The sequence below is a fragment of the Streptomyces sp. NPDC058335 genome (genome assembly GCF_042723915.1).
Lineage (GTDB): Bacteria > Actinomycetota > Actinomycetes > Streptomycetales > Streptomycetaceae > Streptomyces.
The window spans coordinates 39759-64437 of record NZ_JBHXHX010000007.1; the positions used below are offsets into that span (position 1 = coordinate 39759).

20 protein-coding genes are annotated in these 24679 nt (G+C 72.9%); 17 read left to right on the plus strand and 3 right to left on the minus strand.

Going from position 1 to position 24679, the window contains the following annotated elements:
- The first annotated feature begins 29 nt into the window (after window positions 1-29).
- From ACFWJX_RS14930 to ACFWJX_RS14940, 3 genes are read left to right on the plus strand one after another with little or no spacing between them, the layout of a single operon-like run.
- The gene (locus ACFWJX_RS14930) at window positions 30-815 is read left to right on the plus strand and encodes an ABC transporter ATP-binding protein (protein ID WP_383242025.1); all 786 of its coding nucleotides are present in this window, start codon (window positions 30-32) and stop codon (window positions 813-815) included.
- Window positions 812-2146, plus strand: a complete 1335-nt coding sequence (locus ACFWJX_RS14935; RefSeq protein WP_383242028.1) for a hypothetical protein — start codon at window positions 812-814, stop codon at window positions 2144-2146. The genes ACFWJX_RS14930 and ACFWJX_RS14935 overlap by 4 nt, the downstream gene beginning before the upstream one ends.
- Window positions 2143-2745 carry a hypothetical protein gene (locus ACFWJX_RS14940; RefSeq protein WP_383242031.1) on the plus strand — a complete coding sequence of 201 codons (603 nt, stop codon included), beginning with the start codon at window positions 2143-2145 and terminating at the stop codon, window positions 2743-2745. Before ACFWJX_RS14935 ends, ACFWJX_RS14940 begins: the two co-directional genes overlap by 4 nt.
- A gap of 56 nt (window positions 2746-2801) precedes the next feature.
- Here the strand turns inward: ACFWJX_RS14940 and ACFWJX_RS14945 are convergent, their stop codons facing one another.
- The gene (locus ACFWJX_RS14945; RefSeq protein ID WP_067244152.1) at window positions 2802-3338 is read right to left on the minus strand and encodes an HNH endonuclease; all 537 of its coding nucleotides are present in this window, start codon (window positions 3336-3338) and stop codon (window positions 2802-2804) included.
- Window positions 3339-3653: 315 nt separating this feature from the next.
- On the opposite strand from ACFWJX_RS14945, the gene ACFWJX_RS14950 reads away from it, so the two are divergent.
- Window positions 3654-4760: a mechanosensitive ion channel family protein gene (locus tag ACFWJX_RS14950; protein ID WP_383242034.1), complete on the plus strand. Its 1107-nt coding sequence runs from the start codon at window positions 3654-3656 to the stop codon at window positions 4758-4760.
- Between the two features lie 5 nt (window positions 4761-4765).
- Here ACFWJX_RS14950 and ACFWJX_RS14955 read toward each other — a convergent pair whose 3' ends face one another.
- A complete protein-coding gene (locus ACFWJX_RS14955) occupies window positions 4766-5392 on the minus strand; it encodes a hypothetical protein (protein WP_383242037.1) in 627 nt (208 codons plus the stop codon).
- A gap of 167 nt (window positions 5393-5559) precedes the next feature.
- Here ACFWJX_RS14955 and ACFWJX_RS14960 point away from each other — a divergent pair, with 167 nt between their 5' ends.
- The 13 genes from ACFWJX_RS14960 to ACFWJX_RS15020 all read left to right on the plus strand — a co-directional run bounded on the left by ACFWJX_RS14960 (window position 5560) and on the right by ACFWJX_RS15020 (window position 23601).
- Complete coding sequence (locus tag ACFWJX_RS14960) at window positions 5560-6771, plus strand: ROK family transcriptional regulator (RefSeq protein WP_383242040.1); 1212 nt, start codon at window positions 5560-5562, stop codon at window positions 6769-6771.
- A 63-nt stretch (window positions 6772-6834) separates the two neighbouring features.
- Window positions 6835-8178, plus strand: coding sequence for an ABC transporter substrate-binding protein (locus ACFWJX_RS14965; RefSeq protein WP_383242043.1), 1344 nt, complete (start codon window positions 6835-6837; stop codon window positions 8176-8178).
- Window positions 8179-8180: 2 nt separating this feature from the next.
- The gene (locus ACFWJX_RS14970) at window positions 8181-9137 is read left to right on the plus strand and encodes a carbohydrate ABC transporter permease (protein ID WP_383242045.1); all 957 of its coding nucleotides are present in this window, start codon (window positions 8181-8183) and stop codon (window positions 9135-9137) included.
- A gap of 3 nt (window positions 9138-9140) precedes the next feature.
- On the plus strand, window positions 9141-10031 hold the full coding sequence (locus tag ACFWJX_RS14975) for a carbohydrate ABC transporter permease (protein ID WP_383242048.1): 891 nt from the start codon (window positions 9141-9143) through the stop codon (window positions 10029-10031).
- Window positions 10032-10038: 7 nt separating this feature from the next.
- On the plus strand, window positions 10039-11304 hold the full coding sequence (locus tag ACFWJX_RS14980; RefSeq protein WP_383242051.1) for a 6-phospho-beta-glucosidase: 1266 nt from the start codon (window positions 10039-10041) through the stop codon (window positions 11302-11304).
- Window positions 11295-12266, plus strand: coding sequence for an N-acetylglucosamine kinase (locus ACFWJX_RS14985; RefSeq protein ID WP_383242054.1), 972 nt, complete (start codon window positions 11295-11297; stop codon window positions 12264-12266). The genes ACFWJX_RS14980 and ACFWJX_RS14985 overlap by 10 nt, the downstream gene beginning before the upstream one ends.
- 456 nt (window positions 12267-12722) lie before the next feature.
- The gene (locus tag ACFWJX_RS14990; protein ID WP_383242057.1) at window positions 12723-14078 is read left to right on the plus strand and encodes a hypothetical protein; all 1356 of its coding nucleotides are present in this window, start codon (window positions 12723-12725) and stop codon (window positions 14076-14078) included.
- A gap of 14 nt (window positions 14079-14092) precedes the next feature.
- A complete protein-coding gene (locus ACFWJX_RS14995; protein ID WP_383242961.1) occupies window positions 14093-15121 on the plus strand; it encodes a glutamate ABC transporter substrate-binding protein in 1029 nt (342 codons plus the stop codon).
- A 60-nt stretch (window positions 15122-15181) separates the two neighbouring features.
- Entirely contained in the window at window positions 15182-16513 is a 1332-nt protein-coding gene (locus tag ACFWJX_RS15000) for a hypothetical protein (RefSeq protein WP_383242060.1), read from the plus strand.
- Window positions 16510-19092 carry a tetratricopeptide repeat protein gene (locus ACFWJX_RS15005; protein WP_383242063.1) on the plus strand — a complete coding sequence of 861 codons (2583 nt, stop codon included), beginning with the start codon at window positions 16510-16512 and terminating at the stop codon, window positions 19090-19092. The genes ACFWJX_RS15000 and ACFWJX_RS15005 overlap by 4 nt, the downstream gene beginning before the upstream one ends.
- Window positions 19093-19095: 3 nt before the next feature.
- Window positions 19096-20442, plus strand: coding sequence for a PP2C family serine/threonine-protein phosphatase (locus ACFWJX_RS15010; protein ID WP_383242066.1), 1347 nt, complete (start codon window positions 19096-19098; stop codon window positions 20440-20442).
- Window positions 20443-20599: 157 nt separating this feature from the next.
- On the plus strand, window positions 20600-21946 hold the full coding sequence (locus ACFWJX_RS15015; protein WP_383242069.1) for a VWA domain-containing protein: 1347 nt from the start codon (window positions 20600-20602) through the stop codon (window positions 21944-21946).
- 59 nt (window positions 21947-22005) lie between these two features.
- Window positions 22006-23601 carry an FHA domain-containing protein gene (locus tag ACFWJX_RS15020; RefSeq protein WP_383242072.1) on the plus strand — a complete coding sequence of 532 codons (1596 nt, stop codon included), beginning with the start codon at window positions 22006-22008 and terminating at the stop codon, window positions 23599-23601.
- On the opposite strand, the gene ACFWJX_RS15025 is transcribed toward ACFWJX_RS15020, so the two are convergent.
- Window positions 23598-24608, minus strand: coding sequence for a methyltransferase domain-containing protein (locus ACFWJX_RS15025; RefSeq protein ID WP_383242075.1), 1011 nt, complete (start codon window positions 24606-24608; stop codon window positions 23598-23600). The genes ACFWJX_RS15020 and ACFWJX_RS15025 overlap by 4 nt on opposite strands.
- Window positions 24609-24679: the final 71 nt, after the last annotated feature.

Genomic DNA, 24679 nt, shown 5'->3' on the forward strand with positions numbered 1-24679 from the left:
CCGGCACACCTCTGTCCGATGGAGATCCCTTGAGCACGATACGAGTGACCGGGCTGCGCGTCCGGCATCGCAGAACCCTCGCCCTCGACGGGGTGGACCTCACCCTGGGCCGGGGTGTGCACGGCCTGCTCGGTCCCAACGGCGCGGGCAAGACCTCGCTGATCCGGGTCCTGGCCACGGTCGCCCAGCCCGCCGAAGGGCGGGTGGAGATCCTCGGCGAGGACGTCGGCGAGGCCGGGCGGCGCGGCACGGTCCGCCGCCGACTGGGCTACCTCCCGCAGGAGTTCGGCCACTACTCGGGGTTCACGGTCGGCGAGTTCGTCGCGTACGTGGCCTGGCTGAAGGAGCTGCCCACCGCCGACACCCCGGCCGCGGTCGAGCGGGCCGTGGAACGGGTCGGTCTCGGCGACCGCGTCGACGCGAAGCTCCGGACCCTGTCCGGCGGCATGGTCCGCCGGGTCGGCATCGCGCAGGCCATCGTCAACGACCCCGACGTGCTGCTCCTGGACGAGCCCACCGCGGGCCTGGACCCCGAGCAGCGCGTCGAGTTCCGCGCGCTGCTGCGCAGGCTGGGCGCCTCGGCCACGGTGATCGTCTCGACGCACCTGGTGGAGGACGTGGCCGCCGCCTGCACGGAGGTCACCCTGCTCGACGCGGGCCGGGTCGCCTACCGCGGCACCCCCGACGCACTCAGCGCGCTGGGCGAGACCGGCGAGGACGAGGGGGTCGGCGACAACCCGATCGAGCGCGGCTACACGGCGGCGCTGCGGGCCCACCGCGCCTCGCGCACTCCGCTGGAAGGAGCGGCGCGATGACCCTCACGGCGACGGAAGCGAAGCGCGTGCGCGTCCGGGTGCACCCCCTGCGCGCCGAGGTGGTGCGCGGGTTCGCCCCCTGGGCCGGGCTCGCGGTGTTCCTGACGGTCGGCGCGCTGCTGGCCGCGGTGGCGGACCGCTGGCAGGGCGGCTGGGCGGAGACCCGTACCGAACTGCACGGCGTCCTGCTGATCGTCCTGCCCCTGGCCGCGGCGGCGGGCTGCTGGCAGGGCGGGCGGGAGCGGCGGCGCCGGACGGAGGAGCTGTGGGCGACGGCGGCGCGGGGGCCGCTGGCGCGGTTCCTCGCGTCGGCGCTGCCGGTGGCGGCGTGGGTGACGGCCGGGTATGTGGCGGTGGCGGCCGGGGCGCTGCTGGCGACCTGGCCGTACGCCCGGGGCGACCGGCCGTATCTGGATCTGCTGCCGGCGGACGCGGTGGCGGTGGCGGCCGCCGCGGTGGCCGGTCAGGTGGTCGGGCGGCTGGTCGCCTGGCGGCCGACGGCGCCGCTGCTGGGAGTGGGCGGGTACGTCCTGCTGGCTCTGTCGTCGCGGGGGGACGCGGGCGCCGGCCGCTATCTGAACCCGGCGCTCCCCGTCCCGGAGGGCGTGGTTCCGGTGGCGTGGCAACCCGTCGCGGCGGCGGTGTGGGCGGCCGGGCCGGCGGCGGCCGCGGTGCTGGCGTACGCGGCGCGGCGCCGGTACACGGCCCTGCTGCCGCTGGCGGCGGCGACGGCCGCGGGTGCGCTGCTGGTGCAGGGCGGGGCCGGGTGGTGGCACACCGATCCGGTCGGCGGCCGCCAGGTCTGTGACACCTCGACGACTCCGCAGATCTGTGTGAGCGCCCGCTACGGCGAGCTGTTGCCGCAGGTCACGGCCGCTCTCTCGGGTGTCACCGGCTCCCTGGACGGCGTACGGAACCTGCCGGCGCGGTTCGAGGACCGGCCGGGCGCGCCCCGCCCCGACGAGGCGGAGCTGCCGATGCTGACGCCGATGGGCTGGTCGTTCGTCCGGGGGCGGCTGACCGATCCGGAGCAGTACGCGTGGGAGGCGGTGATGGCGCTCCAGAACCGTGGGGACTGCGAGGGGCCGCTGGACCCGCGCGTGAGCCGCGCGGACGACGCGGTGGAGAACCTCCTCGCACCGAGCCCGGCGCAGGAGTACTTCGACGAGCTGGACGCCGACGGCGACGAGGCATCCCGCGCCGAGCTGCGCGATCGGCGGGCCGCCCGTGCCCGCCTCACGTCGATGGACGCGGACGAGCGGCGGACGTGGCTGTCGGCGTACTTCGCCACGGCGGGCGACTGCGTCCCCGACGGGGTGCCCGCGCTGTGACCGGCACCCTGCTGTACGCCCGTTCCCGCGCCCTGCCCTGGGCGCTGGCCGCGCTCGCCGGGACGGTCGCCCTCGCCGGGTGGGCGGCGCCGCGGACGGACACCGTCCCCGATCCGGGGCGGGTGCGCGCCCTGGTCGCCCTGGCACCGATGCTGGCCGCCGCGGTGATCGGCGGCAGCCTGTACGCCCCCTTCGACGAGCTGGACCGTACCGCGGTACGCCCCTGGTGGCCCCGTCGGCTGGCGCACCTGCTCGGCCCGACCGCCCTCGCGGGCGCGCTGCTGGCGCTCACCGTCCTCGACGAGGGTCTCGCCCTCGGCCCCGCGCCCCTGATCCGCAACCTGCTGGGCTGCACCGGCGTCACGGCCGCCGCGGCGGTCCTGCTGGGCGCCCGCCTGAGCTGGCTGCCGGTCCTCGGCTACGTCGGCGCGGTGATCCCGGCGGCGGCCGGGGTGGGCGGCCGGGCGGTCACGGTGTGGGCCTGGCCGGTGCAGCCGGGCGACCGGCCGTGGGCATGGCTGACCGCGGTCACGGCGTTCGTGCTGGGTACGGCCCTGTACGCGGCGCGGGGCGCCCGCCCGGAGCGCTCACGCGGCTGAGCCGCCCCGAAGGGCCCCGTGGCACCGGCCACGGGGCACGCAAAAGCCCGGATCGGTCAGGCGGAAATGCCGTCGATCCGGGCCAGGGCGTCATCCGCGCCGTACGGTTGCAGGTACGGCAGCCAGCGCGGGTCCCGATGGCCGGTCCCGATGATGCGCCAGGCCAGACCGGTGGGCGGGGCGGGTTTGTGCCGCAGCCGCCAGCCGATCTCGACGAGGTGGCGGTCGGCCTTGACGTGGTTGCAACGACGGCAGGACGCCACGACGTTGTCCCACACGTGTTTGCCCCCGCGGCTGCGCGGGATGACGTGGTCGACGCTGGTTGCGACGCCACCGCAGTACATGCACCGGCCACCGTCGCGGGCGAAGAGCGCCCGGCGGGTGAGAGGAACGGGCCCTCTGTAAGGAACCCGGACGAATCGCTTGAGCCGGACCACGCTGGGTGCGGGGACTGTGACGGTCGCGCTGTGCAGGAAGGCGCCGGACTCCTCCAGGGAGACTGCCTTGTTCTCCAGGACGAGGACGAGCGCGCGGCGGAGCGGTACGACGCCGAGCGGCTCGTACGACGCGTTCAGGACCAGGACATGCGGCACGGATGCCTCCTTGGGCGTCGGCGGCGCGTGGCTCGCGCCGGGACGATCTGACGTCAGTCTCTCCTCTTGCCTGGTGGACGCGCCACCATGTCCCGGTAACGGGCTGGGAGTGTTTTCGACCACACCCGGATACTTCCCCCGCGCCCCCGCCTGTTCAAGCGCAGGTGAACACGGTCTCTCCTTCACACATCCCGCCGAGGCACACACGATGCCCCGTTAGTGTGGGGCTCCTGCCCCACCGGTGACCTTTTCGTGACCTGGACCACCTTGACCGCAACGCCGGAGGGAGCAGCGCCGCACCTGGAGGTACCTGCCGTGTCCTTGTCCGCCGTCCTGCCGGCCGCCGGTTCGTCGCCGACGCCGACCCCTTCGGAGTCGCCGACCGCCGTGACCGTCCCGTCGCTCCAGGACGCCCAGGAGAGCGCGACGAACGCCGCCGGCTGGGTCGAGGAGAACTGGTCGACGTGGCTCGCGATCGGCCTGCGCGTCCTGCTGATCCTGGTGATCGCGGCGATCCTGAGAGTGGTGGTGCGGCGGGCCATCACCAAGCTCATAGACCGGATGAACCGCACGGTCCAGGCGGTCGACGGCACGGCTCTGGGCGGGCTGCTGGTCAACGTCGAGCGGCGCCGCCAGCGGTCGCAGGCGATCGGCTCGGTACTGCGCTCGGTGGCGAGCTTCCTCATCCTCGGCACCGCGGCCCTGATGATCCTCGGCACCTTCCAGATCAACCTGGCCCCGCTGCTGGCGTCCGCCGGTGTCGCGGGCGTCGCGATCGGTTTCGGCGCCCGCAACCTGGTCACGGACTTCCTGTCCGGCGTGTTCATGATCCTTGAGGACCAGTACGGCGTCGGCGACCAGATCGACGCGGGTGTCGCCTCCGGCGAGGTCATCGAGGTCGGCCTGCGCGTGACCAAGCTGCGTGGCGACAACGGCGAGATCTGGTACGTCCGCAACGGCGAGGTCAAGCGGATCGGCAACCTGTCGCAGGGCTGGGCGACCGCCGGGGTGGACGTCACGGTCAAGGCCTCCGAGGACCTGGACCGCGTCAAGGCCACCCTCGTCGAGGTCGCCGAGAAGATGAACAAGGAGGAGCCCTGGAACGAGTTCCTCTGGAGCCCGATCGAGGTGCTCGGCCTGGACAGCGTCCTGATCGACTCGATGGTGGTCCGCGTCTCCGCGAAGACGATGCCCGGCAAGTCCCTGACCGTCGAGCGCGAGCTGCGCTGGCGGATCAAGCGCGCCTTCGACGCGGCGGACATCCGCATCGTCGGCGGCGCCACGGTCCCGCCGGAGGAGGACCCCGCCCTCGACCCGACGGCCGCGGTCGCCGCCCCGTCGGTCTACGCCAACACGGCGTCCCCGCAGTCCGCGGCGGCCTCCCCGCTGACGCCCCTGACTCCGCCGGGGGCGGCGAAGTAGCGGAGTCAGCCCGTCCCGGACACAGCGGCCGCATCCGTCCTCGGGGAGTGACGGCCGCGTGCCAGCCGGACGAGCTGGCACAGGGCGACGAAGCTGCTGCCCGGGGGCAGGCGGAACCCGTGTCGGCCCGGCTGCCGCCGCCTGTCGTCCCTGCCCCTCTGTTCCTCGCCGCCACGGATGTCCAGCCGTACGCCGCCCGTGGTCTCGTCGCGGGACACCGTGGCCCGCACGAACCGCCAGGAGCGGAGCGGGCGCCACTGGAAGCGGAGTTCGCCGGCCGGGGTCTCCTCGACGCCCGAGGTGCGTCCGGCCGCCAGCAGTGCCGCCTTGAAGCGGTCGCGGTCCTCGGGGCGCCAGGCCTCCGGGAAGGTCACCGTCTGGATGTCGTCGTCCGCGTGCACGGTGACCGGGAGGCCGCTGCCGCGGGCCCGTCGGGCCAGGTCGGCGCACTGCCCGACGGCGACGAGCAGGGCCAGGGCCACGACGCCCGGCCCGACGACGAGGGACTCCGCCGCGTTGCGCCAGGTGACCCCGTCCTTCCACACGGGGAGCAGACACAGCGCCATGACCACGAACAGCCCGCTGTCCGTGAGGACGGCGCGCCAGCGAGCGAGCAGAAGTCTTCGGTCCACGAGCCGTATCCAAGACCATCGGGCCGTGTGACGCACTTCGGTTCGTGATTCCGCACCTCCCTTGACGCCTCCATGCCGTCGGGCTTACCTTCCGTGCACCAAACAGGAAACTTTCCTAACAGTGATCATGAGAAGCTGGGCGACCGAGAGAGGCAGGTGCCAGACCCATGGCAGGAACCGCCGGCACGCCGGGCACCCCGCGCGTCCTGCGCGCCATGAACGACCGCGCCGCCCTGGACCTCCTGCTGGCGCACGGCCCCCTGTCGCGCACCCGGATCGGCAAGCTCACCGGCCTGTCCAAGCCGACCGCCTCCCAGCTCCTCGCCCGTCTGGAGGCGGCGGGCCTGGTCCTGGCCACCGGCACCACCGAGGGACGGCCGGGACCCAACGCCCAGCTGTACGAGGTGAACCCGGCCGCCGGTCACGCCGCGGGCCTCGACGTCACCCCCGAACGCGTCCTCGCCGCCGTCGCCGACATCACGGGCCGCACGGTGGGCACGTACGAGGTGCCCACGCCCGGCAGAAAGACCGCGGGGGCCGTCGTACGGCAGGTCACCGGGGCGCTGGACGGTGCGGTGAAGGCCGCCGGGCTCGCCCGGGACGACGTGCGGCGGCTGGTCGTCGCCACGCCGGGCGCCTTCGACCCCACCACCGGCCGGCTGCGGTACGCCTCCCACCTGCCCGGCTGGCACTCCTCCACGCTGCTCGACGAACTCGCGGCGGCCCTGCCCATGCCGGTCGAGTACGAGAACGACGTCAATCTCGTGGCCGTGGCCGAACAGCGGCTCGGCGCCGCCCGCGGGCACGAGGACTTCGTGCTGCTGTGGAACGAGGGCGGCCTCGGCGCCGCCCTCGTCCTCGGCGGCCGGTTGCACCGCGGCTGGACCGGCGGCGCGGGCGAGGTCGGCTTCCTGCCCGTGCCGGGCGCACCCCTGGTCCGGCAGGTCACCAGGGCCAACAGCGGCGGCTACCAGGAACTGGCCGGTTCGCAGGCCGTACCGCAACTGGCCCGCGAACTCGGCGTCACCGGCATCCCCTCGGGGCCGTACGCCGAGACCGCCGCCGCCCTCGTCGCGCGGGCCGCCGCCGAGGAGGACGGCCCGCTGCGGGAACTGCTCGGCACCTACGCGACCCGGCTCGCGACCGGTCTCGCCTCCCTCGTCTCCGTCCTCGACCCCGAACTCGTCGTCCTCAGCGGCGCCTCCCTGACCGCCGGCGGCGAGGTGCTGCGCGCCCTCGTCCAGGCCGAACTGGAGGAGCTGGCCGCGTCCCGGCCGAAGCTGGTCGTCGGCGAGGTCACCGAACGGCCCGTGCTGCGCGGCGCGTTGGAGAGCGCGCTGGCGGCCACCCGCGACGAGGTCTTCGACACCTCGCGCTGATCCACCCCCTGCGCCCACCCCCCGTCACCCTCATCGCCACGCCCGTCCCTGGGAGGCCCCGTCATGCCCACACGCATCCCCGAAACGGCCCGGAAAGCGGCCTTCGCCCTGACCGCGTCCCTGGCCCTGCTCGCCACCGCCTGTACCGGCCAGGCCTCCTCCGGCGCCGACGACGACGCCTCGAAGGAGACCACCCTCACCTTCTGGCACGCCTGGAGCGCGCCCGGCGAGGTGAAGGCCGTGAAGGACCTGGTCGCCGGGTTCGAGAAGACGCACCCCAACATCCGGGTCGACGTCGTCGGCAACATGACCGACGACAAGATCAACCAGGCGCTGCGCGCGGGCGGTTCGAAGGCGCCCGACGTGATCTCGTCGTTCACCACGAACAACGTCGGCAAGTTCTGCTCGTCGGGGGCCCTGGTCGATCTCAACCCCTTCTTCGAGAAGGCGGACATCGACCCGGAGACGACGTTCCCGAAGGCCATGAACCAGTACACCCAGTTCGAGGGCGACCGCTGCGCGGTCCCGCTGCTGGGTGACGCCTACGGCCTCTACTACAACAGGACCGCCTTCGAGAAGGCGGGGATCAGCGGGCCGCCGAAGACCTGGTCCGAGTTCGAGGCCGTCGCGAAGAAGCTGACGATCCCCCAGGGCGACACCTACGAGCAGCTCGGGTTCATGCCGAACTACCACGGCTGGGAGACCACGACCGAGCACTACCTGGGCCAGTTCTCGCCGACGTACTTCGACCAGGACGGCAAGTCCACCGTGGCCACCGACCCGGCCGTCGAAGCCGGTTTCGTCCTCCAGAAGAAGCTCGTCGACTCCCTCGGCGGCTACCGGAAACTGGAGAAGTACCGGGCCGGCCTCGGTGACGAGTGGGGTCCCAAGCACCCCTTCCACACCGGCCAGGTGGCCATGCAGCTCGACGGCGAGTGGCGGCTCGGCATGGCCCTGGACGCCAAGCCCGGCTTCGAGATCGGCGTCGCCCCGCTGCCCGTCCCGGACGACCAGGTGGACCAGTACGGCAAGGGCTACATCACCGGCACCATCGCCGGCATCGCCGCCACCAGCGAGAAGCAGAACGCGGCCTGGGAACTGGTGCAGTACATGACGACCGACACGGACGCGGTCGTGAACTTCTCCAACGCCATCCACAACGTGCCCTCGACGCTCGCCGCCCTCACGTCGCCCAAGCTGAAGTACGACCCGCGTTTCAAGACCTTCCTCGACATCGCCGGCAACCCGAACTCCACGACCTCCCCGGCCTCGGTCAACGGCGGCGTCTACCTCTCGACGCTCCAGCAGCTCGGCTTCGACTACGAGAGCGGCAAGCTCAAGGACCTCAAGGACGGCCTGAAGAAGACGGCCGCGCAGATCGACACGGACATCGCGCAGGCGAAGTAGCCGTGAGCACACCTACGTCGAAGTCCCGCACGCTGAGGTCGAAGCACCGCCGGTCGGCGCTCCGCACCGCCGCCTTCCTGTCGCCGTGGCTGATCGGCTTCACGGTGTTCTTCGCCTACCCGCTGCTGTCCACGGCCTACTTCTCGTTCATGCACTACGACGGCTTCAAGCCGCCGACCTGGGCCGGGACGAGGAACTGGACCTACGTCTTCGAGCACTACCCCTACTTCTGGCCCGCCCTGCGCAACACCCTGTGGCTGGTCCTGGTGATGGTCACCCTCCGGGTCGTCTTCGGACTCGGCGTCGGCCTGCTCATCACCAGGATCAAGACGGGCACGGGCGTCTTCCGCACCCTCTTCTACCTGCCCTACCTCGCCCCGCCGGTCGCGGCCACCATGGCGTTCGCCTTCCTGCTCAACCCCGGCACCGGCCCGGTCAACTCGCTCCTGGAGAACGTCGGCATCCCGGCACCCGGCTGGTTCAACGACCCGGCCTGGTCCAAACCGGCCCTCACCCTGCTCGCCCTGTGGGGCGTCGGCGACCTGATGGTCATCTTCATGGCCGCGCTGCTCGACGTACCGAAGGAGCAGTACGAGGCGGCGGAGCTGGACGGCGCGTCGGCGTGGCAGCGGTTCCGGTTCGTGACGCTGCCGAACATCTCGCCGATCGTCATGTTCGCCGTCGTCACCGGAGTCATCCAGACGATGCAGTACTACACGCAGCCGCTGGTCGCCGGGAAGGTCGCCTCGGGCGTGATCCAGGGCGCGGGCACGCTGTTCGAGCCCGGCTACCCGGACAAGTCGACGCTCACCCTCCCCCAGCTCGTCTACAACCTCGGCTTCCAGCGCTTCGACTACGGCTCGGCCTGCGTGGTCGCCCTGGTCCTGTTCGCCCTGTCGATGGCGTTCACCGCGTTGCTGATGCGGCGCCGGGGCGGGCTCATCCAGGCAGGTGACTGACCCATGACCCACGTACTCGACAAACCGGTGGAGTCGCCCGCCGCCACCCCGGCGGAACGCACCGCCCGCCGCCGGGCCCTGCTGGAGTGGATCGCCGTCCACTCCCTCGGCGTGGCCGCCGCACTCTTCTTCACCCTCCCCTTCGTGTTCGTGCTCCTCACCTCCCTGATGAGCGACTCGCAGGCCCTCAGCCGGAACCTGGTCCCGGACCCCTGGCAGTGGGACAACTACCGGCGCGTCTTCGACACACCCGGCTTCCTCACCTGGTGGCGGAACACCCTGCTGTACGCCGGCCTCGGCACCGTCCTGACGGTCGTGTCGTCGCTCCCGGTGGCGTACGCGCTCGCCAAGTTCCGCTTCCGGGGCCGCAATCTGACGCTGATGCTCGTCATCTCGATGATGATGCTGCCGCCCCAGGTCGTCGTGATCCCGATGTACCTGTTCTGGGCCAGGCAGCTGGACCTGTCCGGCACGCTGTGGCCGCTGATCGTCCCCATGGCGTTCGGCGACGCCTTCTCGATCTTCCTGCTGCGGCAGTTCCTGACGACCATCCCGAACGAGTACGTCGACGCGGCCAAGGTCGACGGCTGCGGCGAACTGCGCACCCTGCTGCGGGTGGTCATCCCGATGGCCAAACCGGGCATCGCCGCCGTCGCCCTCTTCCAGTTCTTCTACGCCTGGAACGACTACTTCGGCCCCCAGATCTACGCCTCCGAGAACCCCGGTGCCTGGACACTGAGTTACGGCCTGGAGTCCTTCAAGGGAGCGCACCACACCGACTGGAACCTCACCATGGCCGCCACCCTGCTGGTCATGGCCCCCGTGATCCTCGTGTTCTTCTTCGCGCAGAAGGCGTTCGTCGAGGGCGTCACCCTGACCGGAGTGAAGGGTTAGCCCGGATATGAAACTCACCGTGGTCGGCGGAGGCTCGACCTACACGCCCGAACTGATCGACGGCTTCGCCCGTCTGCGGGACACCCTGCCGATCGAGGAACTGGTCCTCGTCGACCCGGCCGCCGACCGGCTCGAGCTCGTCGGCGGACTCGCCCGGCGCATCTTCGCCCGGCAGGGCCACCCCGGCCGGATCGTCACCACCGCCGACCTCGACGCCGGAGTCGACGGCGCCGACGCCGTCCTGCTCCAGCTCCGCGTCGGTGGCCAGGCCGCCCGGCAGCAGGACGAGACCTGGCCCCTGGAATGCGGCTGCGTCGGCCAGGAGACCACCGGCGCCGGCGGCCTCGCCAAGGCGCTGCGCACGGTCCCCGTGGTCCTCGACATCGCCGACCGGGTCCGCCGCGCCAACCCCCGCGCCTGGATCATCGACTTCACCAACCCGGTCGGCATCGTCACCCGCGCCCTGCTCCAGGCCGGGCACAGGGCGGTCGGCCTGTGCAACGTGGCCATCGGCCTCCAGCGCAAGTTCGCCGGGCTGCTGGGCGTCACCCCGCCCGAGATCCACCTCGACCACGTGGGCCTCAACCACCTCACCTGGGAGACGGCGGTACGCCTCGGCGGCCCCGAGGGCGAGGACGTCCTGCCCGCACTGCTGACCGGCCACGGCGACGCGATCGCCGCCGACCTGCACCTGCCGCGCCCCCTGCTGGACCGGCTGGGCGTCGTCCCGTCCTACTACCTGCGCTACTACTACGCCCACGACGAGGTCGTCCGCGAACTGCGCACGAAGCCGTCCCGGGCGTCCGAAGTGGCGCGGATGGAACGCGAGTTGCTGGAGATGTACGGCGACCCGGCCCTGGACGAGAAACCGGCGCTGCTGGCGAAGCGGGGCGGCGCCTACTACTCCGAGGCCGCCGTGGACCTCGCGGCCGCGCTGCTCACCGGCTCCGGCAGCCCCTACCAGGTGGTCAACACCCACAACAACGGCACGCTGCCCTTCCTTCCCGACGACGCGGTGATCGAGGTCCAGGCGGCGGTCGGCCCCAAGGGCGCCACCCCGCTGCCGGTGACGCCGGTCGACCCGCTGTACGCGGGACTGACGGCGAACGTCACCGCCTACGAGGACCTCGCCCTGGACGCGGCCCTGCGCGGCGGCCGCGACCGCGTCTTCCGGGCCCTCCTCGCCCATCCCCTGATCGGCCAGCACGCGTACGCCGAGACGCTGACCGACGAACTCCTCGCACACAACCGGGAGCATCTCGCGTGGGCCTGACCGCAAGTGTCCTCGCCATCGACGCGGGCAACAGCAAGACCGACGTCGCGGTCGTGGCGGCCGACGGGGAGGTCCTCGCCACGGCCCGCGGCGGCGGCTTCCGCCCGCCCTCGGTGGGCGTGGGCCCGGCCGTGGACGCCCTCGCGGACGCCGTCACACGCGCGTACGCCGCCGCGGGCGTCACCTCCGTGACCCATGTCTCGGCGTGCCTCGCCAACGCCGACCTGCCCGTCGAGGAGGAACAACTGGCGGCGGCGCTGCACGCGCGCGGGTGGGGCGAGACCGTCGAGGTCCGCAACGACACCTTCGCGATCCTGCGGGCCGGCGTCGCCGAACCCCGGGGCGTGGCCGTCGTCTGCGGTGCCGGCATCAACTGCGTCGGTATGCGCCCCGACGGCCGCACCGCCCGCTTCCCCGCGCTCGGGCGGATCTCCGGCGACTGGGGCGGCGGATGGGCCCTCGCGGAGGAGGCCATGTGGCACGCCGCCCGCGCCGAGGACGGCCGGGGACCCTCCACCGCCCTGGCGCACACCCTCCCGGCCCACTTCGGCCTCCCCACCGTGTACGCCCTCATCGAGGCCCTCCACCTGGAACGCCTCCCCCCGTCCCGGCGCCACGAGCTGACCCCGGTCCTCTTCGCGACGGCCTCCGGCGGTGACGCGGTGGCCCGTGCCCTCGTGGACCGCCTCGCCGCGGAGGTCGTCAGCATGGCCACGGTCGCCCTGACCCGCCTGGACCTCCTCGAGGAGGAAACCCCGGTCCTCCTGGGCGGAGGGGTCCTCACGGCGGGCCACCCCCGACTGGACGAGACGATCGGCGAACTGCTGGCGGCCGAAGCCCCGAAGGCGGTCCCGAGGGTGGTACGCCAGCCCCCGGTCCTGGGAGCGGCACTCCTGGGCCTGGACCGGGCAGGAGCGGGCCCGGAGACGCAGGAGAAGGTCCGGTCCCACTTCGAGCGCTGACCGGCGCGAATGTCGCCGGGGGGGGTGGGCCGCGCAACCGGGCGCTACCGGGGCGCCGCCCGCGCCCACCCGTGCCGCCCCAGGCGACACGCATGCCCGCGGCTGAACAGCCCTGGCCGCCGCGCCCGCCCGCGGCTCGGCGGGCCTGCCTGCCTGTCTGCCGCGCGCGCCTGCGCCTTGGCGGACCTGGCGCCTCACCCGCCCGTGACCGCACCTGCCAAGGGGCGCGGGGCCGTACCCATGTGCGGCTCCGCCGCGTGGACGCGACCAGCCACGAATCACCCGCACCCGTCCCACAACCCCACCCCCGCGGCGGAACCGAACAGACACCCACAACGTGTTCACCCGCAGGGCCGAACTGCGATCTGATCAAGATCCAGCGAAGTCCGGTGCGCAGCACCGCGCCAAGCGGCGATACTGGCGCCGACAGTTGACCATGGGGGAGGTCAGACAAACGTGGCAAACCCGCCGACAACCATCACGGCGTCACCGCCCGACCGCCGGACGGCATTCGCCGAGGGTGTGGACCAGTTGCGCTCCGCCGCGACCACCGAGCCGGGCAGGCTCCGTATCATCGGCGCCGTCCTCGCCCTCCTCGTCGTCGCGTTCGGTGCCGTCACGTCCTGGCAGATGAGCGACCGCGCGGCCGCCGCCGACGACGTGCTGCACAAGAGCCAGCCGCTCAGCACGGCCGCCGCGGACATCTACCGTTCCCTCGCGGACGCCAACACCGCCGCGTCGAGCGGCTTCCTGGCCGGCGGCCAGGAGACGGCCGAGTCGCGCAAGCGCTACGAGGACGACATCGACACGGCCGCCGCGAAACTCGTCACCGCGGCGAACAACTCCGACGCCGGTTCCCCCTCCACCGCGGCGATCACGAAGCTCAACAAGCTGCTCCCGGAGTACAAGGGCCTCGTCGAGCGCGCCCGCACCTACAACCGGCAGGGCTTCCCGGTCGGCGGCGCGTATCTGCGCTACGCCAACCAGAAGATGCAGGACGAGATGCTCCCGGCGGCGGAGGATCTCTACAAGAAGGAGAACCAGCGCCTCCAGGACGACTACGCGGCCGCCAAGCCGTACCCGTGGGCGGCGATCGCCCTCGGCGTCCTCGCGCTGTCCGCCCTGGCCTGGGCCCAGCACCGCAACTACCGGCGTACGAACCGGGTCCTCAACCACGGCATGGTCGCGGCGTCCGCGGCCTCCGCGGTCGTACTGCTGTGGCTGGTGGTCGGTCACAGCGTGGCCCGTGCGGGGCTGAACGACTCCTACGACCACGGTGTCCGTTCCCTCAACGTCCTGCACGACGCCCGCATCGCGTCGCTGAAGGCGCGCGGCAACGAGAACCTCACCCTGGTGGCCCGCGGCGCCGAAACGGTGAAGGTCGGTGAGACGACGGTCGACGCGTACGACCACGACTTCACCGAGGAGATCGCCACCCTCGGCAAGGGCCTCGCGGCGGCGGCGAAGCTCGCCGACGACCAGGCGGGCGAGAAGCCGGTCACCACGGCGGAGAGCAACATGGCGGAGTGGAAGAAGCGCCACACCGCGGCCCGCGCACAGGACGACAACGGCAACTACGAGCAGGCGCTGGCCCTGGTGATCGGCGCGAAGGGCGCGACCGGCGAGTGCTTCGACGGCGTCGACGCGAGCCTGGCGACCGCGCTCGACCACGAGCAGAACGAGTTCAAGCAGGCGGCCGGCGACGGCCTGGACGCGATGGGCGGGCTGCCGCTGGGCGCGGCGGTCCTGGCGATCCTGGCGGCGGCGGGCGCGGTCCTCGGCATCGGCCGCAGGCTGTCGGAGTACCGGTGAAAGGGGGCGTGACGATGCATGCTCGACGGGTGCGGGCCGGTCTGCGGGGCTGGGGCGGGGTGGGCGCGATGGCGCTCGTCTGCGTCCTCGCCCTCTCGTTCATGCTGCTGCTGCCGTGGACCCAGTCGCAGGGCGACGGCAGCACCGGCACCGGTGGTCCGGGCGTCGCCGAGGGCACTCCGGTGGTCGACGCGACGTGCCAGGCCCCCGAGAAACAGACGCTGTCGCCCTCGGCCACGGACGGTCCGACGATCGCCGCGATCAAGGCCCGTACGGGCGAGAAGCGCAAGCTGATCGTCGGCGTCGACCAGAACAGCTACCGGTGGGGCTACCGCGACCCCAACAACACGGGGGCCGCGCTGGAAGGCTTCGACATCGACCTGGTGCGGCGGATCGCCGAGGTCATCCTGGGCGACCGCAACGCCGTCCAGTTCAAGGCCATTCCGACCAACCAGCGCGTCCCGGCCATCCAGGAGGGCCGGGTCGACATGGTGGTCCGCACGATGACGATCACCTGCGACCGGCTGAAGGACGTCGCGTTCTCCGCGCCGTACTTCAAGACGGGCCAGCAGGTGCTCGCTCCCAAGTCCTCGACGATCACCGGCTACAACGGCACGCTGGCGAAGAAGAAGATCTGCACGGCAGCCGGTTCGACCGCCAACACCCAGCTGACCAACGACCTGAAGGCCGGGAAGCTGCCCGCGACCGCCGACATCTCCACCACCGTCCCCAACCAGCTGGACTGCCTGGTGCGGTTGCAGCTCGGCGAGGTGGACGCCGTGGTCACCGACGGCGCCCTGGCGGCGAGCCAGGCCGCGCAGGACCCGACGGTGGAGCTGAAGGGCGCCGCGTTCACGGCCGAGTACTACGGCGTGGCGATGAAGAAGGACGCAGACGATCTGGTACGCCGGGTCAACCAGATCCTGGTGGAGTACCGGGCGAACGGCTGGCAGCGGTCGTACACCGACTGGCTGTCGGCGACACTGGGTTCGGACTCGGCGACGTCGATGCCGCCCGCGCCGCAGTATCTGCGCACCAGTTGACGGGACGGCCGGCGGACGGCGGACCGACCAGGAGACGGACACAGCGACGAGAGGTGATCGATGGGCGTCACGGGACCCCCCGGGCCGGTGATGGACCGGGACGAGGTCGACCGTGCGCTGGCGCGGCTCGGCGCGGAGCACGAGGCGATCGAGACCTCGCTCCTCGCCCTCCAGGACCACGCGGGCCGCAGACTTCTCGAAGGCGCCGGGCTGACCGGTGTCACCAAGGAGCGCTGGGCGTCCGCCGACGCGTCGATCACGCTGCTGTGGGCGTACTTCGACGCGTACAGCGACGCGTTGCGCGCGGCGCGGGACATCCGCTCGCGGCGCCGCTGGTCCAGCCGTGAGGACCTGGTGGAGCTGACGGAGCTGCTGCGCGGCGAGTCCGTCACGGTGGCCGGCTCGGCCACCGCCACGGCGAACGCGCCGACCCTGGCCGGCACCGGCAAGCTCAGCGAGAGCTTCTCCCTGGCCACCCTCGTCGACCGGATGAACGACCTGTACGCGTCCTCGCTGGACCTGGTCGTCGCCGCCGACGCGGTGTGGTCGGCGCTGCCCGCCCGGATCGATCTCCTGGCCGCGGAACTCCAGCGCACCCGGCAGCTCGCGCACTCCGTGGGCGTACGCCCCGGCGAGCACCCGGCCGGCGACGACCTGGAGCGCATCACCCACACCCTGACCTCGCTGCGCGAGCAGGTGATCTCCGACCCGCTGGCGTTCTGGGTGCCCGCACAGGGCAGTTCGGCGCCCGGCGGCGGCCGCCCGGACACCACCGTGTACGACCGTGAGGCGCGCGCCCTGGAGGACGTACGCCGGGAGATCGACGCCGTGCTGACGGTTCGTCAGGACGCCGAGCAGCGGCTGATGCGGCTGCGGGACGTGCTCAGCCGCGCGGACCGGACCCTCGCCGAGGCGCGCACCGCGCGCGGCGAGGTGCTCGCGAAGATCGCCGCGACGGAGGTGCCGGTCGTCGGCGGCCCGCCGACCGTGCTCCAGGAGCAGGTGGCGGCGGCCTCCGAGTACCGCCGGCACGGCCAGTGGCACCGTCTGTCCCCGCTCCTGGAGTCCCTGGAGCGCAAGGCGGAGGACGAACTGCTGCGCGCCCGCGAGTCGTTGACCGCGGTCACCGCGCCGCTCGCGGTCCGCGCGGAACTGCGCGGCCGTCTCGACGCGTACAAGGCGAAGGTCGCCCGGCACGGGCTCGCCGAGGACCCGTTCCTCATCGAGCGCTACGACGCGGCCCGGCGGATGCTGTGGAGCGCGCCCTGCGATCTGCGCGTCGCCGAACAGGCCGTCCTGCGCTACCAGCAGGCGGCCGCCGAACTGCTCGCCGCACCGCGCGTGCCCGAGCAGGGCGGACCTCAGGACCACAGGGGGGAGCAGAGGTCATGAGTCAGGAAGGGCAGACGTGCCAGCGACCGGGCTGTGAGGGCTCGTACGAGGACGTGGGCGGCGGCGAGCTGTACTGCGACACCTGCGGTCTGGCGCCCGTCGTCGCGTCCGGAGGTCCCCCCTCCGGGGGAGGCATGGTCGGGTCGCCCCCGACCGGGCTGACCCGCGGGGGCGGGGGCTCGACCGGCAGCGGTTCCAGCTCCAGCGCGCGCAGCGCCCGCAGTTCGCGCACCTCCTCGCAGTCCTCGAAGTCGCGCCGCTCGGTGTCCGGGCGGCTCTCGCGGTCGCTGTCGGGCAAGTCCACCGGCCGTTCGGTGTCGGTGCGCAGTTCCGGTTCCACGGCCGGCTCCTCGGGGCGGGCCCGGCTCGGGGTGGGCCTGGTCTCGGTGCCGCAGGTGCCGCGTCCCGACCCGCGCGCGATGGTCCTCGACAACCCGGAGGTGCCCGAGCGCAAGCGGTTCTGCTCACGCTCCGACTGCGGGGCGCCGGTGGGCCGGGCGCGCGGCGAGCGGGAGGGCCGGACGGAGGGCTTCTGCACCAAGTGCGGGCATCCGTACTCCTTCGTCCCGAAGCTGAAGGCCGGCGACGTCGTGCACGGCCAGTACGAGGTCGTGGGCTGTCTGGCGCACGGCGGTCTCGGCTGGGTCTACCTCGCCGTCGACCGGGCGGTCTCGGACCGCTGGGTCGTCCTCAAGGGCCTGCTGGACACCGGCGACCAGGACGCGATGGCGGCGGCGATCTCCGAGCGGCGCTTCCTCGCCGAGATCGAGCACGCCAACATCGTGCGGATCTACAACTTCGTCGAGCACCTCGACCAGCGGACCGGTTCCCTGGACGGGTACATCGTCATGGAGTACGTCGGCGGCAAGTCCCTCAAGGAGATCGCCAACGCCCGCCGCACTCCCGACGGCAAGCGCGACCCGCTGCCGGTGGAGCAGGCCTGCGCGTTCGGTATCGAGGCCCTGGAGGCCCTCGGTCATCTGCACAGCCGCAACCTGCTGTACTGCGACTTCAAGGTCGACAACGCCATCCAGACCGAGGACCAGCTCAAGCTCATCGACATGGGCGCCGTGCGCAGGATGGACGACGACGAGTCGGCCATCTACGGCACGGTCGGCTACCAGGCGCCCGAGGTCGCGGACGTCGGCCCGTCGGTGGCGAGCGATCTCTACACGGTCGGCCGCACCCTCGCCGTGCTCACCTTCGACTTCCAGGGTTACACCACGGTCTTCGCGGACTCCCTGCCCGACCCCGACTCCATCGCGGTCTTCCACCGGTACGAGTCCTTCTACCGGCTCCTGGTCCGCGCCACCGACCCCGACCCGGCCCGCCGGTTCGCCTCCGCGCAGGAGATGGCCGAGCAGTTGACGGGCGTCCTGCGCGAGGTCGTCTCGCTCCAGTCGGGTCGGCCCCGCCCCGCGCTGTCGACACTGTTCGGGCCCGAGGTGAAGGTCACGGACACGGAGTTGTTCCCCAAGCTGGACGGGGAGGTGTCGCGGCTGGGGTCACGGGTGACCGCGACGCGCCGCGGCTCGGGGGAGACGGCTGCCGCGGGCGGGGTCGGTCCGGCCGGGCTCGTGCCCTCGCCCCGCGTGCCCGGTGCCGCTCCGGCCGCTTCCGGCGGTACCCCGGCCGGGCTGGTCAGGCTCGTCCCCGCGCCCGCCGCCGGGCTCGCGCTGCCCGTCCCGCATGTCGACCCGTCCGACCCCAACGCCGGCTTCCTGGCCGGTCTGATGGCCTCCGCGCCCGCCGAGCTGATCACCGCCCTCGCGGCCGCGCCGGCCCCGTCGGTGGAGACCCGGCTGCGGCAGATCCGCGCATGGCTGGAGAACGGCGACTCCGAGGCCGCCCTGATGTCCCTGGCCAAGCTGGAGGGCGAACGTCCCGACGACTGGCGGGTCGTCTGGTACCGGGGCGTGACCTCGCTCGTCACCGGCGACCAGGAGGGCGCCGCCCTGGCCTTCGACGCGATCTACGACGCCTTCCCCGGCGAGCCCACGCCGAAGCTGGCCCTCGGCCTGTGCGCGGAGGTGCTCGGCCAGTTGGACAACGCCTCCGAGTACTACCGTCTGGTGTGGTCGACCGATCCGAGCTTCGTGAGCGCCGCGTTCGGCCTGGCGCGCGTCCAGCTCGCGGCGGGCGACCGCAGAAGCGCCGTACGGACGCTGGAGTCGGTGCCGGAGTCGTCCATCCACTACACCGCCGCCCGCGTCGCGGCCGTCCGCGCCCGGCTCCGGCAGCGGACGGCGGCCGCCGCCGACGTACCCTTCCAGGAGGACCTCGTCGCCGCCGCGGCGCAGATCCGGGCGCTGGACGCCTACGGGCTGGATCCGACGCGCCGCGAGCAACTGTCCGCCGAAGTCCTCGGCTGCGCACTGGACTGGGTACTCTCCGGTGGCCGGGGCAGTACCGGCCCCGACGCCCCGCGGGAACTGCTCGGCAGCGACCTGGACGAGCGGGGGCTGCGCTTCGGACTGGAGCGTTCGTACCGCACGCTGGCCCGGCTGGCGACCGGTGCCGAGGAGAGGATCGACCTGGTGGAACGTGCCAATCGTTACCGCCCCCGGACGTGGGTGTAGTTGATGTCCCAGATCCCCAGGCAGGCCGCCCTGCCCACGTGTCCGAGCTGCGCGGAGCCGCTCGATGCGGGTGACCGTTTCTGCGGCGCGTGCGGATACGACCTGTCCGCCGTACCGCCCCGCCCGGACGACACTCCGACGCTCACCATGAACGGCGCGGAGGTGTCGGCCGCGCTCGGTGCGCAGATGCCAGCCGCGCACGGTGCCGACGGCCCGCCACCACCGCCACCACCGCCACCACCGGGTCCGGCCGCGGCCGCTGCGCCGCTGTCCGTCGCCCCGCAGGCGCCCGCCGCCCCGCCTGCGGCACCCGTCGCCCCGCCCACGGTCCCCGCCGCCTCCGTGTCACCGGATCCCGCCGCCGGTGTCCGGTTCGACCGGCCCGCCGAGCCGGAGGAGTACCCGCTCCAGGCACCGGACCCGCGGCTGGCCGTCGCCAAGGTGTGTGTCGCCTGCCGGGCGGGCCGGGTCGACGACGACGGGTACTGCGAGAACTGCGGGCACGCCCAGCCGCGCGAACGCGACCACATGGAGCAGGAGTCGGGCCCGATCGCCGCCGTCAGCGACCGCGGCCTGCGCCACCACCGCAACGAGGACTCCTTCACCGTCGGCCACACCGCGCTGCCCGACGGCGGCCCCGCGCTCGTGGCGATCGTCTGCGACGGCGTCTCCTCCGCGACCCGCCCCGACGACGCCTCGTACGCCGCGGCACAGACGGCCGGCCGGACCCTGCTGGCGGCGCTGCCGCAGGGCGCGCACCCGCAACAGGCCATGCACGAGGCGATCGTGGCCGCCTCGCACGCGGTCAACGCGCTCGCCGAGGAGCCGGCCACGGCCCGCGAGCACGCCCCGCACCAGAACGCCCCCGCCTGCACCCTCGTCGGCGCGATCGTCACCGCGGGCCTGCTGGTCGTCGGCTGGGTCGGCGACAGCCGTGTCTACTGGGTCCCGGCGGACCGGAGTTCACCGCCCGCCCGGCTCACCGAGGACGACTCCTGGGCCGCCCAGATGGTCTCCGCGGGCCTGATGAACGAGGCCGAGGCCTACGCCGACGAACGCGCCCACGCGATCACCGGCTGGCTCGGCGCCGACGCCTACGAACTGGAGCCGCACACCGCCGCGTTCAAGCCGGACCGGCCGGGCGTGGTGATCGTGTGCACCGACGGTCTGTGGAACTACGCGGAGGCGGCCGAGGAGATGGCGGAGGCGCTCCCCCTCGACGCCGCCGCCCGACCGCTGCACGCCGCACAGGTCCTCGTCGGTCACGCCCTGGACGGCGGGGGCCACGACAACGTAACAGTGGCCCTCGTGCCGTTCCCCGCCCCCGCGCAGGGGGCAGGATCGGCCTGAGGCCGCGCACGGACAGAGCACTGCCCGGCCGGTACGGGCCGGCCCAGGCCCAGTACCGGCCGGTGCACGGGGAAGCAGAGGCGGACCGGAGGGGACCGGTCCGTCCACGTCGTCACCCCACACGCCGTGGGAATTTCCGAGGGGGATGGGAAGAGGCATGGCCAATTTCTCGAAGTCGAACGTGCCGCAGTTCTCGGTGGACGTCTACCAGAACGAGTACCTGCCAGAGGGCGGCCGCGAGGTCAGCGCGATCGTGACGGTCACCGCCACCGGCGGCGGCACCGTCGGCACCGCGGTCGCGGCACCGCACCTGTACTCGCCCGGCGACGGCCCGTCCGCCGCCGTGGCGATCATGGTCGACTGTTCCGGTTCGATGGACTACCCGACGACCAAGATGCGCAACGCCCGTGACGCCACGGCCGCCGCCATCGACACGCTCCGCGACGGCGTGCACTTCTCGGTCATCGGCGGTACGCACGTGGCCACGGAGGTCTATCCGGGCAACGGGCGGCTCGCGGTCGCCGACTCGGCCACCCGCGGGCAGGCCAAGGAGGCCCTGCGCCGGCTCAGCGCGGGCGGCGGCACTGCCATCGGGACCTGGCTGCGGCTGGCCGACCGGCTGCTGTCCACCGCCGACGTCGCCATCCGGCACGGCATCCTGCTCACCGACGGCCGCAACGAACACGAGTCGCCCGAGGACCTCAAGGCCGCCCTGGACTCCTGCGCGGGCCGGTTCACCTGTGACGCACGCGGTGTGGGCACCGACTGGGAAGTGAAAGAAGTCACAGGGATCGCCTCCGCCCTGCTCGGCACCGCCGACATCGTCGCCGACCCGGCCGGTCTCGCCGCCGACTTCACGCAGATGATGGAGACGGCCATGGGCAAGGAGGTCGCGGACGTCGCCCTGCGGCTGTGGACCCCGGTCGGCACGGCCGTCAAGTTCGTCAAGCAGGTCGCGCCGACGGTCGAGGAACTGACCGGGCGGCGCACCGAGTCGGGGCCGCGTTCCGGTGACTACCCCACCGGTTCCTGGGGCGACGAGTCCCGTGACTACCACGTGTGCGTGGAGGTCCCGACGGCGAACATCGGCCAGGAGATGCTGGCCGCGCGCGTCTCCCTGATCATCCCGCAGCCCGACGGGAGCGTGCAGAACCTGGGTGCGCAGGGCCTCGTACGGGCCGTGTGGACCGACGACATGGTCGCCTCGACCTCGATCAACCCCCAGGTCGCCCACTACACCGGGCAGGCCGAACTGGCACAGGTTATCCAACAGGGGCTGGATCTCCGCAAAGCGGGCGATATGGATGGAGCAACGGCCAAACTGGGCCGGGCCGTTCAGCTCGCGAGCGCGTCCGGGAACGCGGATACTGCGAAACTGCTTGCGAAGGTGGTGGACGTGGTCGACGCCCCGACAGGTACTGTCAGATTGAAGGCGAAGGTCGCGGAGGCCGACGAGATGACCCTCGAGACCCGGTCCACAAAGACTGTTCGTGTAAAGAAGTGACCTAGCAGGACGCCCGCAGGACTCCAGTGGGACACCGAAGGAAAGGGGGACGCGCCGACATGCCGACCTGCCCGAACGGACACCAGTCGGGTTCCGACGACTGGTGCGAGGTCTGCGGTCACCGCATGGCCGGTGCCGTACCTCCGCCCCCTCCCCCGCCTCCCCCGGCCGGCGGAGGGTACGGCTTCCCGCCGCCCCCGCCGGGCGCCGGCGGCCGTCCCGACAACCGACATCCGTCCACGGTGCCGAACGCCGAGCCGGAGCTGTGCCCGCAGTGCCGTACGCCCCGTGAGGGCGGCGCGCCTTTCTGCGAGGAGTGCCGGTGGAACTTCCTGACCAACACGGCGACCTCGTACACCCCGGCCGCCCCGCGCACGCCGGGACCCGGCGCGCCCGGTCCGGGCGGGCCCGGCGGCCCCGGAGCGGGTCCGGACGCGCGGTTCCAGCCGCCGCCCCCGTCCTTCGGCGGCGGCGACTCCTTCGAGTACCAGAGCTCCCGTCCGTCCCAGGTGAATCGTCCCGCCGAACCGATCCCGTCGTTCGGCGACCCGTCGCGGCCTCCGGGTCAGGGTCAGGGTCAGGGTCAAGGGGGCGGCCGGCCCTTCGGGCGTGAGCAGGGCGGTCCCGGTGGTCAGGGTGGCCCGGGTGGTCCCGGCGGTCAGGGCGGCGGTCGGCCGTTCGGTGGTCCGCCCGGCGGTCCCCAGGGTCCAGGCGGCACGGCCGGTGGCGGATCGCCGGCGGGTTCCTACGGGCGTGACCCGTCGGGTGCCCCCGGTGACCTCTTCGGGCAACGCGGCCCCGGCCCCACGAACCCGTCCGCCGACCCCTTCGCACGCGAGCCCTCCGGCCCCGGCGGTCAGGGCGGCTACGGCCCCGACCCGTCCCGGCAGGATCCCCGGCCCGGCGGCGGTCATGGCGGGCCTGGTGGGCCCGGCGGCCCTGGTGGTCCCGGTGGAGGGCCCGGTGGTCCCGCCGGCCCCGGCAGCCACCGCGCCCCGCAGGCCTTCCAGCAGCCCGGCCCGCAGGCCCCGTCCGGCTACCCGCAGGAGACCGGCCGGCCGCAGCAGCCGTCCGGCCCGTCCTTCGGCGGCGGTGACGACGACTGGGTGCTCTCCCCGCCGTCCCACACCGGCCGTCCCGGCGGCCCCGGCGGCCCCGGCGGCAACAACCAGGGCGGCGGCTACGGCTATCCCCAGCCCGGCGGCAACCAGGCCCCGCCCCCGCCCGGCCCGACGTTCCCGCAGCAGCCGGCGACCTGGACGGCGACGATAGGCCCGGACCGCGAGTACTTCATGGCGATGATGCACCGCTCGGGACCGGAGGCCGCGGGCCTGAACCTGCCCGCGTACTCCCCGGAGCAGCAGCGCACGCTCGGCGGCAACCAGATCACCATCGGCCGCCGCCGGCACTCCACCGGTGAGACCCCCGACATCGACCTGTCGGTGCCGCCGGAGGACCCGGGCGTCTCGCACCAGCACGCGGTGCTGGTCCAGCAGCCCGACGGCAGCTGGGCCGTCGTCGACCAGAACTCGACGAACGGCACCACGGTCAACGGCTCCGACGAGCCGATCCAGCCCTTCGTGCCCGTGCCGCTGCAGGACGGCGACCGGGTCCACGTCGGCGCGTGGACGACGATCACGGTCCGGCGAGGCTAGGGCGCCACGAGGCTGGGTCCCGACGAACCCGGCAGGGGCCAGGCGTACGGTCCCTCCGGGTCGTCCAGCCAGGCCCACGTCTGCTCGCCGCCGACGGTGACGCCGTACCGGTCCCGTCCGGGCCTGCCCTCGCGCTCCCACAGCGCGTAGGCCTCCTGTGGGTCGAGGGTGTCGCGGGTGAGGGCCAGCAGGAAGCGGAACAGGTCGCTCTCCCTGGCCCTCGGCGGTACGCCGCCGAGGGCGACCGGCTCCGGCGCGCGCCGGCCGGTGCCGCGCAGCGGGACGAAGTAGGCGGGGGTGGACAGGAAGTTCCCCTCGGCCTGCCCGGCCTCTCCGACGGTCAGCGCGAGCAGTCCGGTGGCGAGCGGGGTCAGGATGCGGGCGCCGGGACGGCACTGGGCGACCCAGGCCCGCGGGACCGACGCCAGCTCGCAGGTGGCGATGATCCGGTCGAAGGGGGCGCGTTCGGGGACCCCGCGGGCGCCGTCGCCGGTGACGACGGTCGGCCGGTAACCGGCGTCGGCGAGATGCCGCCGGGCGGACTCGGTGATCTCCGGATCGAGGTCCACGGTGGTGACCCGCTCGTCCCCGAGCCGGTACGACAGCAGCGCCGCGTTGTAGCCCGTGCCCGCGCCGACCTCCAGCACCCGGTCCCCGTCCCGCACCCGCAGTTCGGCCAGCATCTCGGCCATCAGCGAGGGCTGGCTGCTGGAGGAGAGCAGTTCCCCGTCCCGCAGCCGGGTGGCCAGCGGCACATCCTCGTACGCACCGCGCAACCAGCGCTCACGGGCCCGCCGATCAGGACTCTCGCCCCAGCACCGCTCGTACCCGCGCGCGGCGCCGACGTAGTAGTAGGGCACGAAGAGATGACGCGGAACGGTGGCGAAGACCTCCCGCCACACCGGGTCGGCGGCGAAGGCCCCGCTCGCCTCGATCTCCCGCACCAACGCCGCCCGCTCGGAGACGGCGAGCTGCTCCAACTCCTTGCCGAGCGCATGCGCTGTCATACGTCCACTGTGCGGCGCCGGAGCGCACGAGGCGAGTGCCCAAGGGTCCTGGTCCCCGGAGGTCCTGACCC

What these genes read in the sequence shown, in the direction of transcription:
- ACFWJX_RS14960 (WP_383242040.1), top strand. Translation starts at nt 5,560, where the DNA reads ATGGCAGGAACCGCCGGCACGCCGGGCACCCCGCGCGTCCTGCGCGCC.
- ACFWJX_RS15010 (WP_383242066.1), top strand. Translation starts at nt 19,096, where the DNA reads ATGTCCCAGATCCCCAGGCAGGCCGCCCTGCCCACGTGTCCGAGCTGC.
- ACFWJX_RS15020 (WP_383242072.1), top strand. Translation starts at nt 22,006, where the DNA reads ATGCCGACCTGCCCGAACGGACACCAGTCGGGTTCCGACGACTGGTGC.
- ACFWJX_RS15015 (WP_383242069.1), top strand. Translation starts at nt 20,600, where the DNA reads ATGGCCAATTTCTCGAAGTCGAACGTGCCGCAGTTCTCGGTGGACGTC.
- ACFWJX_RS14975 (WP_383242048.1), top strand. Translation starts at nt 9,141, where the DNA reads ATGACCCACGTACTCGACAAACCGGTGGAGTCGCCCGCCGCCACCCCG.
- ACFWJX_RS14995 (WP_383242961.1), top strand. Translation starts at nt 14,093, where the DNA reads ATGCATGCTCGACGGGTGCGGGCCGGTCTGCGGGGCTGGGGCGGGGTG.
- ACFWJX_RS15025 (WP_383242075.1), bottom strand. Translation starts at nt 24,608, where the DNA reads ATGACAGCGCATGCGCTCGGCAAGGAGTTGGAGCAGCTCGCCGTCTCC.
- ACFWJX_RS14965 (WP_383242043.1), top strand. Translation starts at nt 6,835, where the DNA reads ATGCCCACACGCATCCCCGAAACGGCCCGGAAAGCGGCCTTCGCCCTG.
- ACFWJX_RS14935 (WP_383242028.1), top strand. Translation starts at nt 812, where the DNA reads ATGACCCTCACGGCGACGGAAGCGAAGCGCGTGCGCGTCCGGGTGCAC.
- ACFWJX_RS14980 (WP_383242051.1), top strand. Translation starts at nt 10,039, where the DNA reads ATGAAACTCACCGTGGTCGGCGGAGGCTCGACCTACACGCCCGAACTG.
- ACFWJX_RS15000 (WP_383242060.1), top strand. Translation starts at nt 15,182, where the DNA reads ATGGGCGTCACGGGACCCCCCGGGCCGGTGATGGACCGGGACGAGGTC.
- ACFWJX_RS15005 (WP_383242063.1), top strand. Translation starts at nt 16,510, where the DNA reads ATGAGTCAGGAAGGGCAGACGTGCCAGCGACCGGGCTGTGAGGGCTCG.